At 64.6% G+C, this 20,714-nt stretch carries 14 protein-coding genes; 2 read left to right on the top strand and 12 right to left on the bottom strand.

From position 1 onward, the window contains the following. Window positions 1–32: 32 nt before the first annotated feature. Window positions 33–1,481 carry a membrane-bound lytic murein transglycosylase MltF gene (gene mltF / locus CCD76_RS08580; RefSeq protein WP_087719104.1) on the bottom strand — a complete coding sequence of 483 codons (1,449 nt, stop codon included), beginning with the start codon at window positions 1,479–1,481 and terminating at the stop codon, window positions 33–35. Between the two features lie 276 nt (window positions 1,482–1,757). On the opposite strand from mltF, the gene purL reads away from it, so the two are divergent. Beyond that, window positions 1,758–5,696, top strand: a complete 3,939-nt coding sequence (gene purL, locus CCD76_RS08575) for a phosphoribosylformylglycinamidine synthase (protein WP_087719103.1) — start codon at window positions 1,758–1,760, stop codon at window positions 5,694–5,696. Between the two features lie 478 nt (window positions 5,697–6,174). On the opposite strand, the gene CCD76_RS08565 is transcribed toward purL, so the two are convergent. The 11 genes from CCD76_RS08565 to CCD76_RS08515 all read right to left on the bottom strand — a co-directional run bounded on the left by CCD76_RS08565 (window position 6,175) and on the right by CCD76_RS08515 (window position 18,555). After that, window positions 6,175–7,698, bottom strand: a complete 1,524-nt coding sequence (locus CCD76_RS08565; RefSeq protein ID WP_087719101.1) for an HAL/PAL/TAL family ammonia-lyase — start codon at window positions 7,696–7,698, stop codon at window positions 6,175–6,177. Between the two features lie 106 nt (window positions 7,699–7,804). After that, the gene (locus CCD76_RS08560) at window positions 7,805–8,119 is read right to left on the bottom strand and encodes a putative quinol monooxygenase (RefSeq protein WP_087719100.1); all 315 of its coding nucleotides are present in this window, start codon (window positions 8,117–8,119) and stop codon (window positions 7,805–7,807) included. A gap of 69 nt (window positions 8,120–8,188) precedes the next feature. Further along, on the bottom strand, window positions 8,189–8,620 hold the full coding sequence (locus CCD76_RS08555; RefSeq protein ID WP_087719099.1) for a hypothetical protein: 432 nt from the start codon (window positions 8,618–8,620) through the stop codon (window positions 8,189–8,191). 110 nt (window positions 8,621–8,730) lie between these two features. Further along, window positions 8,731–9,501 carry a DeoR/GlpR family DNA-binding transcription regulator gene (locus tag CCD76_RS08550; RefSeq protein WP_087719098.1) on the bottom strand — a complete coding sequence of 257 codons (771 nt, stop codon included), beginning with the start codon at window positions 9,499–9,501 and terminating at the stop codon, window positions 8,731–8,733. Between the two features lie 123 nt (window positions 9,502–9,624). Next, the gene (locus tag CCD76_RS08545) at window positions 9,625–10,530 is read right to left on the bottom strand and encodes an NAD(P)-dependent oxidoreductase (RefSeq protein WP_087719097.1); all 906 of its coding nucleotides are present in this window, start codon (window positions 10,528–10,530) and stop codon (window positions 9,625–9,627) included. 45 nt (window positions 10,531–10,575) lie between these two features. After that, window positions 10,576–12,894 (bottom strand): 4-hydroxythreonine-4-phosphate dehydrogenase PdxA, encoded by a 2,319-nt coding sequence (gene pdxA / locus CCD76_RS08540; RefSeq protein ID WP_087719096.1) that lies wholly within the window; start codon window positions 12,892–12,894, stop codon window positions 10,576–10,578. A 156-nt stretch (window positions 12,895–13,050) separates the two neighbouring features. Next, a complete protein-coding gene (gene larC / locus CCD76_RS08535; RefSeq protein WP_179208883.1) occupies window positions 13,051–14,361 on the bottom strand; it encodes a nickel pincer cofactor biosynthesis protein LarC in 1,311 nt (436 codons plus the stop codon). Beyond that, window positions 14,358–15,086: a nickel pincer cofactor biosynthesis protein LarB gene (larB, locus tag CCD76_RS08530; protein WP_087719094.1), complete on the bottom strand. Its 729-nt coding sequence runs from the start codon at window positions 15,084–15,086 to the stop codon at window positions 14,358–14,360. Before larB ends, larC begins: the two co-directional genes overlap by 4 nt. A 22-nt stretch (window positions 15,087–15,108) precedes the next feature. Next, window positions 15,109–16,017: an ATP-dependent sacrificial sulfur transferase LarE gene (gene larE / locus CCD76_RS08525; protein WP_218776998.1), complete on the bottom strand. Its 909-nt coding sequence runs from the start codon at window positions 16,015–16,017 to the stop codon at window positions 15,109–15,111. 68 nt (window positions 16,018–16,085) lie between these two features. Further along, window positions 16,086–17,348, bottom strand: a complete 1,263-nt coding sequence (gene larA / locus CCD76_RS08520) for a nickel-dependent lactate racemase (RefSeq protein ID WP_087719093.1) — start codon at window positions 17,346–17,348, stop codon at window positions 16,086–16,088. Window positions 17,349–17,430: 82 nt separating this feature from the next. Next, window positions 17,431–18,555: a 2-keto-3-deoxygluconate permease gene (locus CCD76_RS08515; protein WP_087719092.1), complete on the bottom strand. Its 1,125-nt coding sequence runs from the start codon at window positions 18,553–18,555 to the stop codon at window positions 17,431–17,433. Between the two features lie 151 nt (window positions 18,556–18,706). On the opposite strand from CCD76_RS08515, the gene CCD76_RS08510 reads away from it, so the two are divergent. Then, window positions 18,707–20,659: a DEAD/DEAH box helicase family protein gene (locus CCD76_RS08510; RefSeq protein WP_373419411.1), complete on the top strand. Its 1,953-nt coding sequence runs from the start codon at window positions 18,707–18,709 to the stop codon at window positions 20,657–20,659. Window positions 20,660–20,714: the final 55 nt, after the last annotated feature.

The following is a 20,714-nucleotide window of genomic DNA, read 5'->3' as shown; positions in this document are numbered from 1 at the left end:
ATAATCCCATGGCAGCAGACTAGAACAACCGATCACAACAGAGGAGCGACGGTTTCCAGAGGCGTCGTTTCCCCCTCGAGTGCGCGTTCCCCTAGCAGGTTGAACTGCTGCTGGCTGCGATTGACGTACTTCAATATTTCGTAATAACGGCGAATGTTACGCACGTAAATTACCGGTTCCCCGCCACGAGCATAACCGTGGTGTACCCGAGAATACCATTCGCGATCCTGCAGCAGCGGCAGCGCTTCGCGAACGTCGGCCCAGCGGTTGGGATCGCCACCGCGCAGACGGGCGATATCCTGGGCATCGAACAGGTGTCCGAGCCCGACGTTGTAGGCGGCCAGGGCCATCCAGGTACGGTCCGGCTCGGGGATGTCTTCGCCGAGGCGCTGCTTGACCTGAAGCAGGTATCGCGCGCCACCGTCGACGCTCTGGCGAGGATCGAGTCGATCGTCGATGCCGATCTCCTTGGCGGTGGGGCGTGTCAGCATCATCAGACCGCGAACGCCGGTCGGTGACTCGGCGTCGGCTTCCCAGTGCGACTCCTGGAACCCCAGCGCCGCCAGCAGGCGCCAATCGAAACCGGTCTCGCGCGCGGCCTCCTTGAAGTAGGGGAGAAAACTCGGCAGGCGGGTGCCGATGTGATGGATGAAAAGCCGTGCGGCGACGTACTCGAGGTAATCGTCATGGCCGAAGTACCGTCCGATGAGCTCGTCCAGCCCGCCATTGCGCCGCTGTGTCTGGAGAAAGTCGTTGGCGGCGCTGAGAAGGTCGATCGGCTGATCTGCCGAAAAGGCCCAGGCCAGGCTCATGGGTTTGCCTAGCGCAAAGCCGCGCTCGACGTTGGGGAAGAACAGGCGATTGAGCTTGAACTGGTGGGTATAGACGACGGCGGCATCGAGGTCGTCGCGCTCGACCATCTCCATCAGGTCGGCGATGGTCAGCCCGTCCGCTTCGCGCCAGCCGAGCCCTGGCAGGTTCTGCTGCTGCGTGTGCAGCGCCTCGGCGTTGCCGGAGTTGGCGATGACGCCGATACGCAGCCCCACGAGATCGTCCAGCGTACGCACCGGCGGCAGGCCGCGGCGATAGACCACCAGCGGCTGCAACGTCAGGATCGGCTTGCTGTAGCGAATGCCCGGTCGGCTCAGATCCAGAGACAGGGCGGCGGCGCCCATGTCCGCCTTGCCGCTGCGCACGTCGTCGAGGACATCGTCGATACGGATATTGCTGTCGACCGCCAGACTGACGTCGAGCGATTGCGCGAAGCGTCTCACCAGTTCGTATTCGAATCCGGTCGGCCCATGTCCACCGTTATAGAAGGTGATGGGGCCGTTGCGAGTCGCGACCTGCAGGAAATCGCGCTTGCGAATCGGATCGAGACCGTCACTGTAGCGCAGCGCAAACTGAGCGGGGCAGAGAAGCGTCGCCAGCGTCAGCAGCACTGTCAGCGCGAGTCGCAGACGTGTGAGGAGCTTGGACATGCAAGGGGATCGGTGACAGCGTGACGGGACACCATAGCCGGCCGCCGTCTCTCTGTCATCTATTCGAGATTGCGCCACGCACCCCGAAACGCGGGCATCACGCGTCGATCGTGGCGGTATCTTCCCCGCCAGATAGATGGCTCGCGACCGAGACCCGCGTGTTGACTTAGCGAGCGCCGCCGCTTTCCAGTATCATGTCGCCCTGATCCCGGCATCGCTGCCCCGTCTCGCTGAAGACCAACGCGATCCTCGACCGTCCTGGAGGCTTTCCACGCCATGCTCGAATTGCAAGGCGCTTCCGCGCTATCTGCATTCCGTCACGCCAAACTGCTCGCCGATCTTCGCGCTGTCGTTCCCGAAGTCGAGTCTCTCGACGCGCATTACGTCCACTTCGTCGATCACCATGACGAGCTCGATGACGAGGCTCGCCAAGTGCTGGATCGGCTGCTGGACTATGGAATCCAAAACCCTGAAAGTCGTGACGCCGACCAGAATACGCCCGCCGGTGGCCATCTGTTTCTGGTCGTCCCCCGCATCGGCACGATCTCGCCCTGGTCCTCCAAGGCCACGGATATCGCCCACAACTGCGGGCTGGATCAGGTCGCGCGCATCGAGCGGGGTATCGCCTACCGCGTGACGCTGAAGAGCGCGCCGGCCCCCGAAGCCTACGACGTCATGGTCTCGCGCCTGCATGACCGCATGGTCGAGACCGTGCTGTTCGACTCGAGCGACGCGGCCAAGCTGTTCTCGCACCACCAGCCGACGCCGCTGGCGACGGTGGACGTGCTTGACGGTGGCCGGCCGGCGCTGGCCAGCGCCAACGCCGAGCTGGGACTGGCACTCGCCGACGACGAGATCGACTATCTGGTCGAGGCCTTCCGGGCGCTGGGGCGCAACCCGACCGACGTCGAGCTGATGATGTTTGCCCAGGCCAACTCCGAACACTGCCGCCACAAGATCTTCAACGCCGATTGGGTGATCGACGGCGAATCCCAGACCCACTCGCTGTTCAAGATGATCAAGAACACCTTCGAGCAGTCCAGCGACAAGGTGCTCTCGGCCTACAGCGACAACGCGGCGATCATCGAAGGGCCGACGGCCGGGCGGTTCTTCCCCGCGCCGGACAGCCAGGTCTATGGCGCAACCCGGGAACCGATCCACATCCTGATGAAGGTGGAAACCCACAACCATCCGACTGCGATCGCTCCGCATCCGGGCGCGGCCACCGGCGCTGGCGGCGAGATTCGCGACGAAGGTGCGACGGGGCGCGGTGGCAAGCCCAAGGCGGGACTCACCGGCTTCACCGTTTCCAACCTGCGCATCCCCGAGTTCGTCCAGCCGTGGGAAGCCTTCGACTACGGCAAGCCGGAGCGGATCCAGTCGGCGCTCGACATCATGCTCGAAGGGCCGATCGGCGGCGCGGCATTCAATAACGAATTCGGCCGGCCCAACCTCAACGGCTTCTTCCGCACCTTCGAACTCGACGCGGTGGGTGCCGGCGGCATCGAGCGCCGGGGTTACCACAAGCCGGTGATGCTGGCCGGCGGCTACGGCAACGTCCGTGACGGCCACGTGCTCAAGGGCGAGATTCCGGTCGGCGCCAAGCTGATCGTGATGGGCGGCCCGGCGATGTTGATCGGTCTCGGCGGCGGCGCCGCGTCGTCGATGGCCTCCGGTACCTCCAGCGAAGATCTCGATTTCGCCTCGGTGCAGCGCGATAACCCGGAAATCGAACGCCGGGCCCAGGAAGTGATCGACCGCTGCTGGGCCCTTGGTGACGATAACCCCATCGCCTTCATCCATGACGTGGGTGCCGGCGGCCTCTCCAATGCCTTGCCGGAGCTGGTCAAGGACGGCGGGCGCGGCGGCCTGTTCGATCTGCGCGCGGTGCCCAACGTCGAACCGGGCATGAGCCCGCTGGAAATCTGGTGCAACGAAGCGCAGGAGCGTTACGTGCTGGCGGTCACGCCGGAACAGCTCGACACCTTCGATGCGCTGTGTGCCCGCGAACGCTGCCCCTACGCCGTGGTCGGCGAAGCGACCGAAGCGCACCATCTCGCCGTGCGCGACGGCCATTTCGAGGCCGATCCCGTCGATCTGCCGATGAGCGTGCTGTTCGGCAAGCCGCCCAAGATGCAGCGCAGTTTCGAGCGCCACACGCTCAACCTGCCGGGTCTGGGGCTCGACAACCTCGACCTGCGCGAAGCGCTGGACCGCGTGCTGCGGCTGCCCACGGTGGCGTCCAAGAGCTTTTTGATCACCATCGGCGACCGTTCGATTACCGGCATGGTCGCTCGCGACCAGATGGTCGGCCCCTGGCAGGTGCCGGTGGCGGACTGCGCGGTGACCACCTCGAGCTACGACACTCACGTCGGCGAGGCGATGGCGATGGGCGAGCGCCCGCCGGTCGCGCTGATCGATCCGGCGGCCAGCGCGCGCCTGGCCGTGGCCGAGGCGATCACCAACCTGGCGGCGGCACCGATCGAAAAGCTCTCCGACATCAAACTCTCCGCCAACTGGATGAGCGCTGCCGATCATGTCGGCGAGAACCAGGCGCTGTTCGATGCCGTTCACGCCGTCGGCATGGAACTCTGTCCGGCGCTGGGCATTGCCGTGCCGGTGGGCAAGGATTCGATGTCCATGCGCACCGCGTGGCAGACGGAAGAGGGCGAGAAGAGCATCACCGCGCCGCTGACGCTGAACATCACCGGCTTCGCCCCGGTCACCGATGCCCTGCGCACGCTGACGCCGCAGCTGCGTCTCGACCAGGACGAGAGCGATCTGATCCTGATCGATCTCGGTCGCGGCCAGAACCGTCTCGGTGGCTCGGCGCTGGCTCAGGTCTATGGTCAGGTCGGCAACGTATGCCCGGACCTGGACGAAGCCGAGGATCTGGCGGCGTTTTTCAGCGTCATTCAGGGACTCAACGCCGACGGCAAGCTGCTCGCCTATCACGACCGCAGTGACGGCGGCCTGATCGTGACGCTGCTGGAGATGGCCTTCGCCGGCCGTGGCGGGCTCGAGATTAAGCTCGACTGGCTGACCGACGACGCCGTCGGCGCGGTCGATGCGCTGTTCGCCGAGGAGCTGGGCGCGGTCATTCAGGTCAACCGTCAGGACACCGAGTTCGTGCTGGCGCAGTTCGCCGCCGCCGGGCTCGAAACCTGTGGCGTCATCGCCCGGCCGCGTTACGACGATCAGGTCCGCGTGACGCTGTTCGAAGAGCCGCTGCTGGAAACCACCCGCGCCATGACCCAGCGTACCTGGTCCGAGACCAGCTACCGGATGCAGGCGCTGCGCGACAACCCCGAGGCCGCCAAGAGCGAGTTCGACGGCCTGCTCAACCTGCGCGATCCGGGGCTGTCGGCCAGTCCGACCTTCGATGTCGACGACGACATCGCTGCGCCTCTGATTCAGAAAAGCAGAGTCCAGACCGGTGTGCGCCCGCGCGTGGCTATCCTGCGCGAGCAGGGCGTCAATGGCCATATGGAAATGGCGGCGGCCTTCGACCATGCCGGCTTCGAGGCGGTTGACGTGCACATGAGCGACATCCTCGCCGGTCGTGTCACCCTCGACGACATGAAAGGCTTGGTCGGCTGCGGCGGCTTCTCCTACGGCGACGTGCTCGGTGCCGGCGGCGGCTGGGCCAAGTCGGCGCTCTTCAACGGTCGCGCTCGCGATCAGTTCGCGGCCTTCTTCGAACGTGAAGACACCTTCGGCCTCGGCGTCTGCAACGGCTGCCAGATGTTCTCTCAGCTCAAGGAACTGATCCCCGGCGCCGAGCGCTGGCCGCGTTTCGTGCGCAACGGCTCCGAACAGTTCGAGGCCCGCGTGTCGATGGTCCAGGTCGAGGAGAGCCCGTCGATTCTGCTCGCCGGCATGGCCGGATCGACCCTGCCGATCGCCGTCGCCCATGGCGAAGGTCAGGCGTTGTTCGAGGATAGCGGCCACCTGCGCAGCATGCAGACCAGCGGCCAGATCGCGATGCGCTACATCGACAACGAAGGCCAGGTCACCACGCGCTATCCGGCCAACCCCAACGGCTCGCCGGCAGGGATTACCGGACTGACCACGCCGAATGGTCGCGTCACCATCATGATGCCGCACCCGGAGCGCGTTGCCCGCGCGGTGACCAACTCCTGGCGTCCGCCGGAGTGGACGCAGGACGGCGCATGGATGCGGATGTTCCGCAATGCCCGCGTCTGGGTTGGTTGATCTAAGGGATTGACGCCAGCGCCACGTCGTGGTGTGACGACGAAAACCGGTTTGCCGTGGGTTCTATACCTTGAGCAAGCCGGTTTTTTTATGGGCGCCTGGCTGGGCGGTTGGCTCTATCTTGGCGAGGTTACGACTGATGGCGCTTTTACTGCCCTTATGCACGTTATTACGAGGGGCAAGCCCCTCGCGCTCCCCTTTTTGACGCCACAGAACGATGAAGTCCCGAACGTCTGAGCACCAAACTCGGGTCGGCGCCTAGGGACATCCGACCGCCATGGATGGCGGAAGTGCAGAAAATGCAGGAGCAATTTTCTGCCCTGTCCCAACGCGCCTCGCGCGACATCCATGTCGCGCGCCCCGGTTTGGATGCTCATCGTTCGGCATCGTCCTGAATAGGCGTCATTGGGGTGGAGACCTTCACCATCACCGATTCGCCCAGCCTCATCGCTATCATCAAGAAATGATGCTGAAACGCTTATCCATAAAGCGCCCAGTGTCGCGCCCGAATCCGCTCGAGACAGAGCCTGAGCTCGCCATCCAGCGCGCGATCTTCGACTACCGGGGCGAAATCCTCGCGCAGTGTCGCGACCATAGCATCCAACGGGGCGGGCAGAGGATCGCCGCGCAGGTGAACGCCCTGCAGCCCGGCGAGCAGCGCGGCGGCGGTGACCTGTTCGGTGAGTTCGAGCACGCGCAGGGCGTCGCGGGCGGCGATGGTGCCCATGCTCACCTTGTCCTGGTTGTGGCACTCGGTGGAACGGGAGAAAACGCTGGCGGGCATGGTGCCCTTGAGCGCTTCGGCAGCCCAGGCGGAGGCGCCGATCTGGACCGCCTTGAAACCGTGATTGATCATCGTGCGTTCGGCCGGCGCACCGGAGAGGTTGCTCGGCAGGCCATGGTTGTAGCGGGTGTCGACCAGCAGCGCCAACTGGCGGTCGAGCAGGTCGGCGACGTTGGCGGTCAGCGTCTTCAGGCTATCCATGGCGAAGGCGATATGCCCGCCGTAGAAATGACCGCCGTGCATGACGTCACCGGCCTCCGGGTCGATCAGGGGGTTGTCGTTGGCGCTGTTGAGCTCGGTCTCGATGAAGCCGCGCAGCCAGCCGAGGCTGTCCGCCAGCACGCCCAGCACGTGCGGGGCGCAACGCAGCGAATAGCGATCCTGCAGGCGCTGTCGTGGCGGCAGATTCTCCAGTTCCAGATCGGCTCTCAGCCAGGCGGCGACACGGGACTGACCAGGGTGCGGTTTGGCCGCGAACAGTCTCGCCTCGAAATGGTTGGGGTTGCCGCGCAGGGCGGCCACGTTGAGCGCGGTGATGCGGGTGGCGAGCTTCAGCAGATATTCGGCGCGGCCGAAGACCTGGCACGCCAGCGCGGTCATGACTGCAGTGCCGTTCATCAATGCCAGCGCTTCCTTGGGACGTAACGTCAGCGGTTCCCAGCCCAGCTCGGCATGCGCTTCGGCCGCCGTTCGCACTTCGCCGCGCCAGAGCACTTCGCGTTCGCCGCACAGCATGGCCGCCACGTAGGAGAGCGGCGTCAGGTCGCCGCTGGCGCCGACCGAGCCCTCTTCGGGAATGCGCGGCAGCAGATCTTCCTGCAGACAGGCGTGAAGACGCTCGAGCAACGTGAAGCGCACGCCGGAAACACCCTGGCACAGCGACTGCAGGCGAGCGACGAGTACTGCGCGTGCCGCCTCGGGTTCGAGAAACCGACCCAGCCCACAGCCATGGAACGTATACAGCTGGCGCGGCAGCGCCTCGACCTGGGAGAGCGGAATGGCGGTGACCCATGAATCGCCGTAACCGGTGGTGATGCCGTAGATCTGCCCCTCGCGGTCGAGCAGGCCATCGACGACCGCCGCGCCTCGATCGATCCTGGCGCGCCACTGCGGATCGGCATCGAGTGCCGACTCGGCGCGACGCTCGGCCAGAGCAATGACGGATTCGAGGGATAGCGGCGTGGGGCCGAAGACGACGGGGGAGACAGCGACTGACATGAAAACGGCATCCGGGGAAGAAGATCGCCGAGTCTAGCCCGGTGATCCGGTCGTGAACCAGCGGATGCCGTTGGACAAAGGTCGAATGCGGTGGGCTATCTCGACCTCAGGTTGGTCGGATTGCCGTGTAAAAGAAGCGAACCGAAGGCTCGCCATCGAGCAGCGGGGCGGTACCTTCCTTGAAGGGCGGGTAGTGCGGCATCTGCATGTGATGTTCGAAGGCGGCCCGATCGCGATAGACCTCGTGCAGAACGACGATGTCTTCGCTGCCTTCCGGTGTCAACACGTCGAACGCCAGGCAGCCTTCCTCGTTGCTCAAGGACTCGCTGGCATCGTTGTGGGCCAGTGCGAGGAAGGCCGGCACCTGGCCCGGCTTGATCCGGAATTCGGCAATGACCACGAAGTGGGTGGATTCGGCCATGGTGATCTCCTTATCGAAATTGAGCGGGGTAATGGCAAGCGCGCCGTCGCCGACACGCCGGCCGAAGCATCAGTGTACGCGCGGCGCCTCGCCCATGCCGAGACGTTCCTGGAATTCGGCCACGGCGCTCTTGATGAGTTCCAGCAATCCGGGAATCAGCGCGACGCCCTGGTCGGGCCCTTCGACGAATTGTTCGACGCTGACGTGCACGGCCTCGTTGTGCACCACCAGTTTGGCCGCCTTCAATGTATTCATCACGTCGTTGGCGGTTTCCAGCAGTAGCGTGCGATTGGTGGCGGCGGCAGCCTGCCACACGCCGGGCAGCATCAACTGGAAAAACGCCGGCTCGTCGGTGGCGACGACCAGCACGAACTCGAGATTGTCCTGGCGAATGCGCGCCGCCTGGGCGTCCATGGCCTCGATGTCGATCTCCATGGCGCGCAGCTGTTCGACGTAGCGTTCGAGCGGGGTGGGAGCTTCGTGTGAGATGTCAGACTGCATGAAGGCGCTCCGAAGTCGAGTTGCGGCGACAAGGCGCCGGTGCCCTCTATTGTACCGTCAGTGGCCCTCGTTGTACGGCGGCAAGCCCGTTGCATGATACTGATGATGAATCAGGGGGCCGTCGCCATCTCCGGATTGAGGACGGCGGCGCCGAGCGCCCGAAAGGTGTCTAGGCGTTCGTCGGTGGCATCGGTGATCAACGTCCACTGATGAGGGAACGGCGTCCAGTGCTGCTGGCTCGCGTGGCCCAGCTTGGTGGCGTCGGCCATGACATAGACCGCCGCCGCCCGCGCGATCATCGCTTCCTTCAGCCACGCCTGTTCCGGGCTCGCTTCGCAGAGCCCCAGTTCGGTGACGCCGTCGGCGCTGAGGAACAGCCTGTCGACCGTCAGGCGTGAAAGCGACGCGTGGGCCAGCGGGCCGTAGGCGGTCATGCTGGAGGTGCGCAGATCACCGCCCAGCACGGTGGTGTGCCCCTCCGGCAACTGCGTGAGCCAGGGCAGCGCCGCCATGTTGTTGGTGATCACGTGAAGGCCGTGCTTTTCATTGAGCCGGGCGGCCAGTGCCGACGTCGTGGTGCCGCCATCGAGGAGCAGCGTATCGCCATCCTCGATGCAGGCCAGTGCGCAAGCCGCAAGGCGTGCCTTGACGTCGCCCTGGCGCATGCGGCGTTGCTCCAGCGTCAACTCCGGCTCGCGCTGGCCGATGGTCGTGGCCGCGCCACCGTAGGTGCGAACCAGCAGCCCTTGCTGGGAGAGCGCGCCGAGATCGCGACGAGCGGTCGCCTCGGAAATGCCGAAGTGGCGGCACAACGCCTCGATACTGGTAATGCCGGCGTGGACGGCTTCCAGCATGTCGTGGCGGCGTTTGGCGACTTTCATGTAATCCTCCACAATCGAACGAACCCGCCTGGGCGGGTTCGAGCTTCGTCTCTTGGCTATCCTCGGCGCCTATTGTGCCATTGTATGGGGCTCACGGCCGCCGATCGCTGATCCATCGATGGATCAATCGCCCAGAGACAGCTGATGACGCGCCGCGACGATATCGGAGAGCTCGGGAACGTACTTCTCGCCGTCACCCTGGGATTCGGCGCTGGCGTAGAGGTCGCGCACGGCCCTGGCGACACCGGCTTCGACGTTCATTGCCTCGGCCAGCGAGGCCAGGTAACGCGTGTCCTTATGGGCATTCGCCAGGGTGAAGCGATGCGCGTCACGGTCGCGTTCCAGCACGTACTGGAAGAAGGTCCGATAGAAGCCGCTATCCATGCGCGAGCCGCGAATGACGCTATCGAACGTCTGCGGCGTGATGCCGGCCTTGGCACCGATGGTCAGCGCTTCGGCGAAGATCGCGCCGTAACCCATGGCCAGGAAGTTGTTGAGCAGCTTCATGGTATGGCCGGCGCCCGCCGGGCCCACATGCATGATCCTGGCAGCCCAGGTTTCGATGACCGGGCGCACTCGCTCGAGCGTGGCCTCGTCGGAGCCGATCATTGCCTGGAGTTCGCCGCTCTCGGCCTGGGCCGGTATGCCGCCGAGCGGGGCGTCGATCAACGTGATGTGATCCTGTGCCAGTGACTCGGCGAGCTTGCGCGTCAGCGTCGGTTCGGACGTCGAGCAGTCGACGATGACGAGGTTGTCGCGTCTTGCCTGCCTGGCGCCGGCGCGGATGCCGTGCTCGCCATCGATCAGCGATTCGACCTGAGGCGCGCCGGTCACGCAGAGAAAGACGATATCGCATTCGGCGCCCAGAGTGGCCGCGTTGGCCGCTTCCTCGGCACCCTTGGCAACCAGGTCGTCGATGGGTTGGCGATTACGATGCGCCAGTACCTTGAGCGGATAACCCGCCTTGAGTATGTTGCCGGCCATGCCGGCGCCCATGAGTCCGAGTCCTGCGAAACCGATGACCGGCATATGTCTCTCCTGGTATCGATGGATCGTTGACGATCGAGACGTGCCTCAGGCGTTGGCGTCGTGACGGCTCGCCAGTTCGACGGCCTGTCGAAGCGCCTCGATCAGGCTGCGATCGTCGGCAATGCCCTTGCCGGCGATATCGAAGGCGGTTCCGTGATCCACTGACGTGCGCACGACAGGCAGGCCAACGGTGACGTTGACGCCGGCTTCGAGGCCCATCACCTTGACCGGGCCGTGGCCCTGATCATGATACATTGCCACCACGCAGTCGAAGTCGCCACGACCGGCACGGAAGAAAAGCGTGTCGGCGGGGAGCGGGCCCTCGACATCCCAGCCGCGCTGGTGCAGTGCCTCGATGGCCGGCACGATCTTTTCTTCCTCTTCACCATAGCCGAACAGACCGTTCTCCCCTGCGTGGGGATTGATGCCGCACACCGCGATGCGCGGATTCGTCTGGCCGGCGCGTACCAGCGTTTCATGGGCTCGCTCGATGGTACGCGTGACCAGCCCCGGCTCGATGCGCGCAATGGCATCGATGATGCCGATGTGGGTGGTGACGTGGATCACCTTCATCTTCGGTGTCACCAGCATCATCGAGACTTCCTCGGTGCCGGTCAGGTGCGCCAGCAGTTCGGTATGGCCCGGGAAGATGTGGCCACCGGCATGCAGGGCTTCCTTGTTTAGCGGGGCGGTGCAGATCGCATCGAGCTCGCCGGCTTCGATCAACTCCACGGTCCTGGCGATGTACTGATAGGCGGCATCGCCCGCGATCGGAGAGACCTTGCCCCAGGGCAGGTCGGCGGGGATCAGGCCGAGATCGATGCACTCGAGCGTGCCGCGCTCGAACCGCGCCTGCGCGGGAGTCTCGACGACATGCAGCTGAAGCGTGGATCCGACGATCTCCATGGCCTGACGCAGGCGCCCGGCATCGCCGATGACCAGCGGGCGGCACGCGTCGTGGACCGTGTCCTGGGCGAGCGCCTTGACGATGATCTCGGGGCCGACGCCGGCAGCGTCGCCCATGGTGATGCCGATGATGGGACGGTCGGTCATGCTCGTATCCTCTGCTGAATCCTGAAAATGGGTAGCGGCTTTTGCGTCGTGCCAAATTCGGGCGAAGGCGGCGGTGTCGCCAAAGCCGCCCGCCTTGGTGATGACTTCCAGCGTTCGGCCGCGATACCCGGCCTGAAGTCGCGCCATCCCGGTATCGGGCGCATCGACGAGACCTAGCCGGGTAATGTCCGCCGCGGTCAGTAGCGCCCTGGCGGTAGCGCCTCCGGTGGCGATCAGGCGATCGAACGCGTCCAGATGCGGCGCGAGTATCTCGCCAAGCCGGACGCTGAGCCTGGGACCGTCCGCGGCGTTGCGATCGTCGGGCTGGGCCAGGCGAACCATGATGTCGTCCCCGGCTTGCAGCGTTTGCTGAATGCGTCGGGTGACCGATGCCAGAGCGGGCGAGAGCGAGTCGTCACGTGCCTCGCCAACGAGATCGGCGGCATCGATCTCGATCACCTCGAGACTCGGGTTGCTGTCGATCAGCGCGTCGGCCTGCGCATGCGAAATGCCGCTCATGCTGCCGATCACGATCATCGTCGGACGCCGACGTGGTTCCCGCGAGAGACGGTTCGTGGCCGGCGTACCGACGAGCCCCAGCGCCGCCGGCAGTGCCAGCCCCAGCCCGGCCGAACCGACCCAGAATACGTTATCGAGCGGTGCAGACAGCGTTGCCAGACGCTGCAGATCGACATCGGTCAGCGCGTCGCAAACGACGGCCTGGACGCCGTCCTGCTGATACTGACGCAACGTTTCCGATACCACGGCATCCGCTTCATAGAGCGTCGGCAGGTCGAGTCGGCGTGTTTTCAGCTCGGCGCCCTCCAGCATCTCGACCAGATCCGCGCGGCCACGAATGCCCTCGTTGGTCCAGACTTCGGTCTCTTCGACGGGGCGCTCGTAAAGCCACTGGCGACCATCGCGAGTGGTTCTTCCGGTGGCCGGGTAGGCCGGTGCGACGATCGCCATGCCGGCACCGGGAACCAGGCTCGCGATTTCGGCGGCAACGTTGCCGCGTAGCGTCGAGTCGACCTTCTTGAACAGATACTGGTAACGGCCTGTCCACTGATCCAGGCAGGTACGGTGACGCAGGGCGGCCTCGGCGGGATCGCAGGCCCGGGAGTCCATATCGATGGCTGTCGCGTCGCTGTGACCAACGGTCGTGGCGGACAGCATGACGTCGGTCGACAGGCCCTGAGTGGTGCAGCCAATCGCGGAGTCCGCGGTGCCGGTGAGATCGTCGGCCAGAATCAGCAGAGATGTCAGACGCCTTTCAGGCGGATGAGCGTCGGGGGAGGTGTTAATCGTCATTTATGATCGAATCGATAGAATATTGTCTTATAAAATGATCGTTTCGATCATGAAAGGCAAGTCGACGAAAGTGGTGCGTCTGTGAAAAATCGATTCACCACTAGAGGTAAAACCGTACGCGATGGATCGGCAAGCAAACTTTTCTGAGTGAATCGATCATTTTTGTGGCGGGTAGGATGTCTTCAGCATGGCGTGGGCCGCGATAGCACCGGAATGGACGTCGGCCACGCTGCAGTCGTGCGCCAGCGCCAGCCGGTGAACATCCTCGTATTCCGGCGCGACACGGATGTCCTGGCCGTTCAGCGTGCCTATCTTCACCCGTACCGTGCCCCATTCGGTTTCGACGAGCTCGATCCGGCGTTCGAGGCGCCGTCGGCTGGTCTCTTGGCGCCGTACGCCGAACGTCGAGGAGTGAAGCAGCATTAGCTGCTCCAGGCGGTCCGCTTCATGACAGGGGGCCAGTACCGTGATCAGGATTCCCGGGCGCGACTTTTTCATCGTGACCGGGGTGTAGAACACGTCCAGCGCCCGAGCTTCCAGCAGTACGCCCATCAGATGACCCAGCTGCTCTCCGGTGACGTCATCGAGCTGGCACTCCAGCACCGCGATGATCTCCCGCTCCGGGGAGACTGTCGCGGTTTTCATCGAGACGACGCGCAGCACGTTGGGATGAGGAAAGTCGCGGTTGCCGGCACCGTAGCCGATCCCGACCGGCGTGCCTGCCGGCGCGGCGCGGAACGACTCGACCAGCGTCGCCAGAAACGCGGCGCCGGTGGGCGTGGTCAGCTCGCCTGCGACATCGGCCTCGAAGGTGGACAGCGGCACGCCCTTGAGCAGCTCCAGCGTCGCCGGCGCGGGGATCGGGAAGCGGCCATGTGCCATCGTGACCACGCCGTATCCCACCGGCACCGGGGTCGCGGTGATCGTATCGATATCGAGTGCTTCCAGTGCGAAGCAGACGCCGAGGATGTCGATGATCGAATCCATCGCGCCCACTTCGTGCAGATGAACCTCGGCCGGATCGATCCCGTGGATTCGACCCTCGGCTTCCGCGATTGCGGTAAAAATCGCCGTCGCCCGGCGGCGAACCCGGGGAGGGAGATCGGCGTCGGCGATCATCGTCAGAATCTCTCCCGCACGGCGGTGGGGATGATCATGATGTTCGTGTTCGTGTTCGTGTTCGTGTTCGTGTTCGTGCGAGTGCGAAGCATCGTGAGCATGATCGTGACCTTGGCCGTGAGCGTGACCATGGCCGTGAGCGTCACCATCGGGTTCGAGTGCGATCCTGAGCAGCCGCGCGTGGATACCGCAGCGATCCACCGGCCGGGTGTCGAGTTCGAAAGGATCGATCGGCAGCCGTCGCAGCGCGGCCGCGACATCGTCCAGATCGGCGCCGAGATCCACTAGCGCCGCCAGCAGCATGTCGCCGGCGATGCCGAAGGTGCAGTCGATATGGAGCGTCTTCATGAGCGACGCGGTTCCTCGAAACAGGCCGGGCGGGGATCGGGGCCCCGCTCGAGCAGCGAGAGAATGTTGGCCGCCTGCCAGGCGGCGCCGAAGCCGTTGTCGATGTTGACCACGCTCATGCCGGTGGCGCATGCCGAGAGCATGCCGAGCAGGGCGGTAACGCCCTGCAGGCTCGCGCCGTAGCCCACCGAGGTCGGCACTGCGATCACCGGATTGCGCACCAGCCCGGTGATCACGCTGGGCAGCGCGCCTTCCATGCCGGCGATCACGATCAGCACGTCGGCCCGGGTCAGCGCTTCACGATGCGCCAGCAGTCGATCGAGTCCGGCAACGCCGACGTCGTTGAGCCGGGCGACGTTGACGCCCAACCATTCAAGGGTGCCCGCCGCTTCTTCGGCCACGGGCAGGTCGGACGTGCCGGCGCAGATCACCGCCACGGTGCCGGGGAGGCGCTTCGGCGGGTTGCCCCAGCAAAGCAGCCGGCTGGCCGGGTCATAGTGGCCGTGTGGATGGTCTTGCAGCACTCGTTCGGCACGTTCGGCGTCGAGACGAGTGACCAGCGCTCGCTGGTGCCGGTCGATCAGGCGGCCGACGATGGCGCTGATCTGGACGGCCTGTTTGCCCTCGCCGAACACGACTTCGGGAACGCCGTTACGGTTTTCGCGATCGTGATCGACGCGGGCGAATCCCAGGTCGGAAATGGGGCGGTCAGGGCGTTCGGTCATGCCATATCCTGTCGAGCCGAATTCAAGGCAGCAGGCGATTCATGCTGCCGCTGCGGTAGCCGGCCAGATCCAGCGTCACCCAGGCATATCCCAGCGCCGTGAGCTCCGCGACCAGTCGGTCGTGATGTTCGAGCACCGTCGCCATGTCCTGAGGCTCGACTTCGATCCGCGCCAGTTCGCCATGATGGCGCACGCGGAGCTGACCGATGTTCAGGGCCCTGACGCGGCGCTCGGCTTCGGCAATCCGCTCGAGCTTCTCCAGCGTGATGCGCTCGCCGTAGGCGACCCTCGACGACAGGCAGGCCAGCGAAGGCTTGTTCCAGGTCGGCAGGCCCATGGCCTGGGAGAGTTCGCGAATCTCGGCCTTGTAGAGGCCGACCTCGTGCAGCGGGCCGCGCACGCCGTATTCGCGGGCGGCCTGGGTGCCGGGGCGATGCTCGCCATCGTCGTCGGCGATCAGGCCGAAGACGATATTGTGGAATCCGGCGTCGACCATGATCGGCGCCAGATGAGTGAACAGGCCAGACTTGCAGTAGTAGCAGCGGTTGGCGTCGTTCTCGGCGTAACCGGGGATGGCGATCTCCGAGGTCTCGATGACCCGGTGCGGCGCCTCCAGGCGCCGTGCCAGTTCGCGGGCGGCATCGAGTTCCTCGAACGGATAGGATTCCGAATCGGCGGTGACCGCGAGGACGCGTTCCCGGCCCAGCGTCTCCAGCGCGATGGCGAGCAGAAAGGTGCTGTCGACGCCTCCGGAGAACGCCACCACGACATCGCCCATGTCGCGCAGCACGTTGCGCAGCCGCTCGAGCTTGGCGTCGAGTTCGGCGCCCTGGGCCACGTCGGCGGTCAGCGGCACGCCAGGCGGCCGCGACGACGGCGCCCCGTCCACGGTCAAGGCGTCGATCCGGTCGGTTCGAGCCATCGAGGTCATTGGTTCCTCCTATCGTGTGTCCGTCGACCGGTCGTTCAGTCATCGACCTGATTCAATTGTCGGTCTGATCAGTCATCGACATACGGTACTGTCAGCGGCCCCAGCGGCATCACGGCAATCGACATCTCCTCGCCGTAACGTGCCTTCAACGCCTGCAGCGTCTCGGCGATGTCGTGGACGGGCTCCAACAGCGCGGCGCGCGCCTGGGCGTCGCTCAGCGTCGAGTAGAGCATCACGTCGGCCCAGCTCTGGATGACTGCCTGCTTCTGCACCTGCCACTGATCGAGCATGGCGAACTCCGGATCCTCGATCATTTCGAGCAGTGCCTGGGGAGAGTCTGCCATGGCGAGAATCTCGGCGAACTTGCCGTGATCGGGAATGCCATCGGAACACTCGCAGGCCATCAGGATGGTGCCGCCACGCTTGACGATCTTGTGCGCGGCGCTCATTCCTTTCACCGCCTGGTAGAGATTCTGGTCGAGCGGGTAGCCGGAATTGCCGGTAATCACGACATCGAAGCGCTGGCTGGCGCGTACCATGGCGTGTTCCAGCTCGTGTTCGCAACCCTGACGATGGGCTTCGGTGAGATCGCCGGCAAACACCCGAGTGATCGCCTTGTCGCGATTCAACGTGACGTTGAGCATGAAATGGGGCGGGCACAGTGCGTTGATCTCGCGGGTCATCGCCTGCAGCGGATTGTCGTCCATGTTGCCCCAGGTGGAGCGCGGATCGCCGATCATGCGGGAGTTGTGAAACGTCATGATCGTCTCGAGACCCGCGATGCCCGGCATCACCCCTTTGGGCCCGCCGGAGAAGCCAGCGAAGAAGTGCGGTTCGATGAAGCCGGTAACGATACGGAAGTCGGCCTCGACCCAGCGTCGATTGAGCCAGGAAGGGCAGCCGAAGCTGTTGTCCCCCACGTTGACCAGCTCATCGTAGTTGTCGCAGTGGTTGTTGATGATCTCGATATGATCCACCACCCAATCGCCCAGCATGCCGCGGAGTTCCTCGACCGTCTGGTCGCGGTGGGTACCGGTGCCGTTGATGATCACGAAGTTTTCATGCGGCACGTGATCGAGCGTTTCGATCAGCAGCGGTACCAGCAGATGGTTGGGCGTCGGCCGGGTGATGTCGCTGATCACGATGGCGACGCGATCGCTGGCCTTGACCATTTCCTTGAGCGGCGGCGTGCCGATCGGGAAAGAGAGCGCTTCGCGCACGCCGGCCACGGGATTCTCCAGCGCATGCTGCGTCGTGGGTTCGACGACGAAAGTGTCGTCCGGCAGGTCGAGTGCCAGCTCACCCTTGCCGTAGAGCAGAGAGATGTTCATGAAGGCTCCAGGATGGCGGCGCTTGCGCGCCGCCGGATGATGTCGTGCGTCTCAGCATGCCACGATACGGCAGCGACGTCGCTCAACCGTCGCGTGCCACACCGAGATCCTCGTCGACACGAGACTGCGGTTCGTCCTCGCGGGTGCCGTCGATACCGCGTTTCTTCTGCCAGCGGTCGACCAGCATCACGGCGATCGGCCCCAGGATGGCGGTCGTCAGCGTGGCGATCGAGATCTGCGACGTCGCGATATTGACCAGGTCGTGATAACTCTGCGCTTCGGCCGCGCTCATCATGCCCGAGTTGGCGGCGACCGCGGCGGCTGCGGCAATGGCGGCCGGCGTGCCGGCGGCGTTGCCCGCTGTGGTCGCTTCGGAGACCGGGGCGATGGCGCTGGGTTCGCGGAACAGTCGGAAAACCAGAATACCGACGCCACCGGTGAGTACGGTCGTCATGACGCCCAGCAGCAGGCCGGCACCCACGACCTCGGGGTTGAAGAACGCCGCCAGGTTCATGTTCGCGCCCAGGGCAAAGGCGAAGAACGGTACCGGCAGGATCTCGCCGGGCTTGAGGAAGGCGCGAATGTCGCGATCGAGGTTGCCCAGCAGCATGCCCAGCGCAATCGGCAGCAGCACGGCGATGAAGGCGATGACCGGGAACTGGGAGCCCAGCAGCCCTAGCGACATGAGGGTGAAGAACGGCCCGTCGTTGAGCGACAGAATCGCCACCGCGCCGGTATCGGAGCGGTTGCCGTACTGGCTGGTGAGTGCCGCGTACATGCCACCGTTGCCATTGGTCATGGCGGCGATGATCGCCACCGTCGAAAGACCCAGCAGGCCGTCGATCGGATCGAACATCAGGCCCAGACCCACGCCAACCGCCAGACCGGTCAGATATTTGGCGGTAACCAGCAGGGCGCCTTTCTTGAGCGCCTTGCCGCCTACGCGCAGATTCATCTGGCTACCGGAGCAGAACAGGAACAGCGCGATGAGTACCAATGCCCCATCCTTGAACAACTCCTGAGAGAAGCCCCCGATACGCAGGAATTCGTATTGGCCGCTATCGGTCTGTCCTGCACCGAGCCACTGCAGAATCGCGGTGATCCAGGATAGATGGAGCTGGTCTATCGTATTGAGTGCGGCACCGAAAATGAGGGGAACCACCATCAGGCCCCCGGGAACCTTCTGGACCGTGGCGAGCAGTTTCATGAGCTGGACTCCCGTGCGCCATATGTGGCGAATGATTCACTATTGATCGAAACGATTGTCAATTTGATCGAAACGATCATTTGTAGCAATGCCACTAAAGGCGTAGACGACCGTGATCTGTCCATTCCCTGAATGGCTCGACCTGAGTACCATGCCGCTCATGTCCAGATCCCGCTCGGCCAACGCCTTTCCCCAGCTTCGCCCTTACCAGACCCAGGCGGTCGACAACGTCATCGCCCACTTCCGGGGCAGCGACGATCCGGCCGTGGTGGTGCTGCCCACCGGCAGCGGCAAGTCGCTGGTCATCGCGGAGCTGGCGCGGCGTGCCCGTGGCCGGGTGCTGGTGCTGGCGCATGTGCGCGAACTGGTCGAGCAGAATCACGCCAAGTACCTGGCCTACGGACGCGAGGCGGACATCTTCAGCGCCGGACTGGGACGCAAGGAGAGCGGTCGGCAGGTGGTGTTCGGCTCGGTGCAGTCGGTGGTCAACGGGCTGTCGGACTTCGCCACCGGCGACTTCACGCTGCTGGTGATCGACGAGTGTCATCGCGTTTCGCTCACTCGGGACAGCAAGGTCGAGCATCATGCCACGGTGTCCGGGAAAGGTGATCGACGGACCGCTTCCACCTACGAGAAGGTGATTGCGCGGCTGCGCGAGGTGCGACCCAACCTCAAGGTGCTGGGCCTGACGGCAACGCCATATCGGCTCGGCGAAGGGTTTCTCTATCACCGCCACTACCACGGCATGGTGAAAGGGCCGGAGGATGCCTTCTTCCGCGACTGCGTGTTCGAGCAGCCGCTGCGGGTGATGGTGCGTCAAGGCTATCTCGCCGAGCCCAGGCGGATCGATGGAGCCTTGGCCTTCTACGATTTCTCGCGACTGACGCCACAGCGCAACGGCCAGTTCGCCGAGCGCGATCTCGACGGGGTCGTTCGAGGCAATCGGGCCACGCCACAGATCATTCATGACGTGATCGAGCGTGCCCGGGACCGCGAGGGCGTGATGATCTTCGCCGCCACCGTCGCCCACGCCGAGGAGGTGCTGGGGCTGTTGCCGCCGGAGGATAGCGCGCTGGTGACCGGTGCGACGCCGGGGCCGGAGCGGGAGCGATTGATCGCGGCGTTCAAGGCGCGCGAGCTCAAGTACCTGGTCAACGTGGCGGTCTTGACGACCGGCTTCGATGCGCCGCACGTGGACGTGATCGCCATTCTGCGCCCGACCGAATCGGTGGGGCTCTATCAGCAGATCGTCGGCCGGGGCTTGCGGCTTTCGCCTGGCAAGCGCGACTGCCTGATTCTCGATTATGCCGGCAACCCTTGGGAGCTCTACGCGCCGGAGATCGCCCAGGCGCGGCCGGACGGCGAGAGCGAGCCGGTGCAGGTCGAATGCCCGGAGTGCGGTTTCGCCAACACCTTCTGGGGCAAGCGCGACGGCGACTTCGTGATCGAACATCACGGCCGGCGCTGCCAGGGGCTTCTTTTCACACGCGGCCAAAGCCCCGCGCTCTCTATACGCGCCCAAAGCCACGCGCAAAGCGAAAGGTCAAACCTGGCAGGTGAATCTGATGCCGGCGCGGGGTCGGGCGCCGTGGAGAGTCGACATCAATGCACGTTCCGCTTCCGCTTCAAGGTGTGCGAGCAGTGCGGTGGCGAGAACGATATCGCCGCGCGAGCCTGCGGCCATTGCGGCGAACGTCTGGTCGATCCGGACGACAAATTGCGCGATGCGCTCAAGTTGCGTCATGCCAAGGTACTTCGGGTCAGCGGCATGCAGCTCGAGGCGACTACCAACGGGCGCGGCGTCCCGAGGCTCAAGGTGACCTACCACGACGAGGATGGCGAGACGCTGAACGAATGGTTCGGGCTGGAGACGCCGGCACAGCAGCATGTTTTCGCCCGCGTCTTTCTGCGCCAGCATCTGCGCGCGCCGGGTAGCGGCTGGCGGCCCGGTTCGGCCGAGGAAGCGGCTGCCGAAGCGGGGCGTCTGCGCGCGCCGGATTTCGTCATCGGCCGCAAGAGCGGCCGCCATTGGCGGGTCGAAGAGAAACTGTTCGACTATGTCGGGCGTTATCGCACGGCGGATACGGCAGGCGCCGAAGGGTAGGATCGTTTACTTGCTAATAAAATCATTGGGCCAATCGCGACCTTTGACTAGAATG

The sequence above is a fragment of the Salinicola salarius genome (genome assembly GCF_002179555.1).
GTDB classification, from domain to species: Bacteria; Pseudomonadota; Gammaproteobacteria; order Pseudomonadales; family Halomonadaceae; genus Salinicola; species Salinicola salarius_A.
This window is presented reverse-complemented; position numbering and strand designations above follow the sequence as displayed.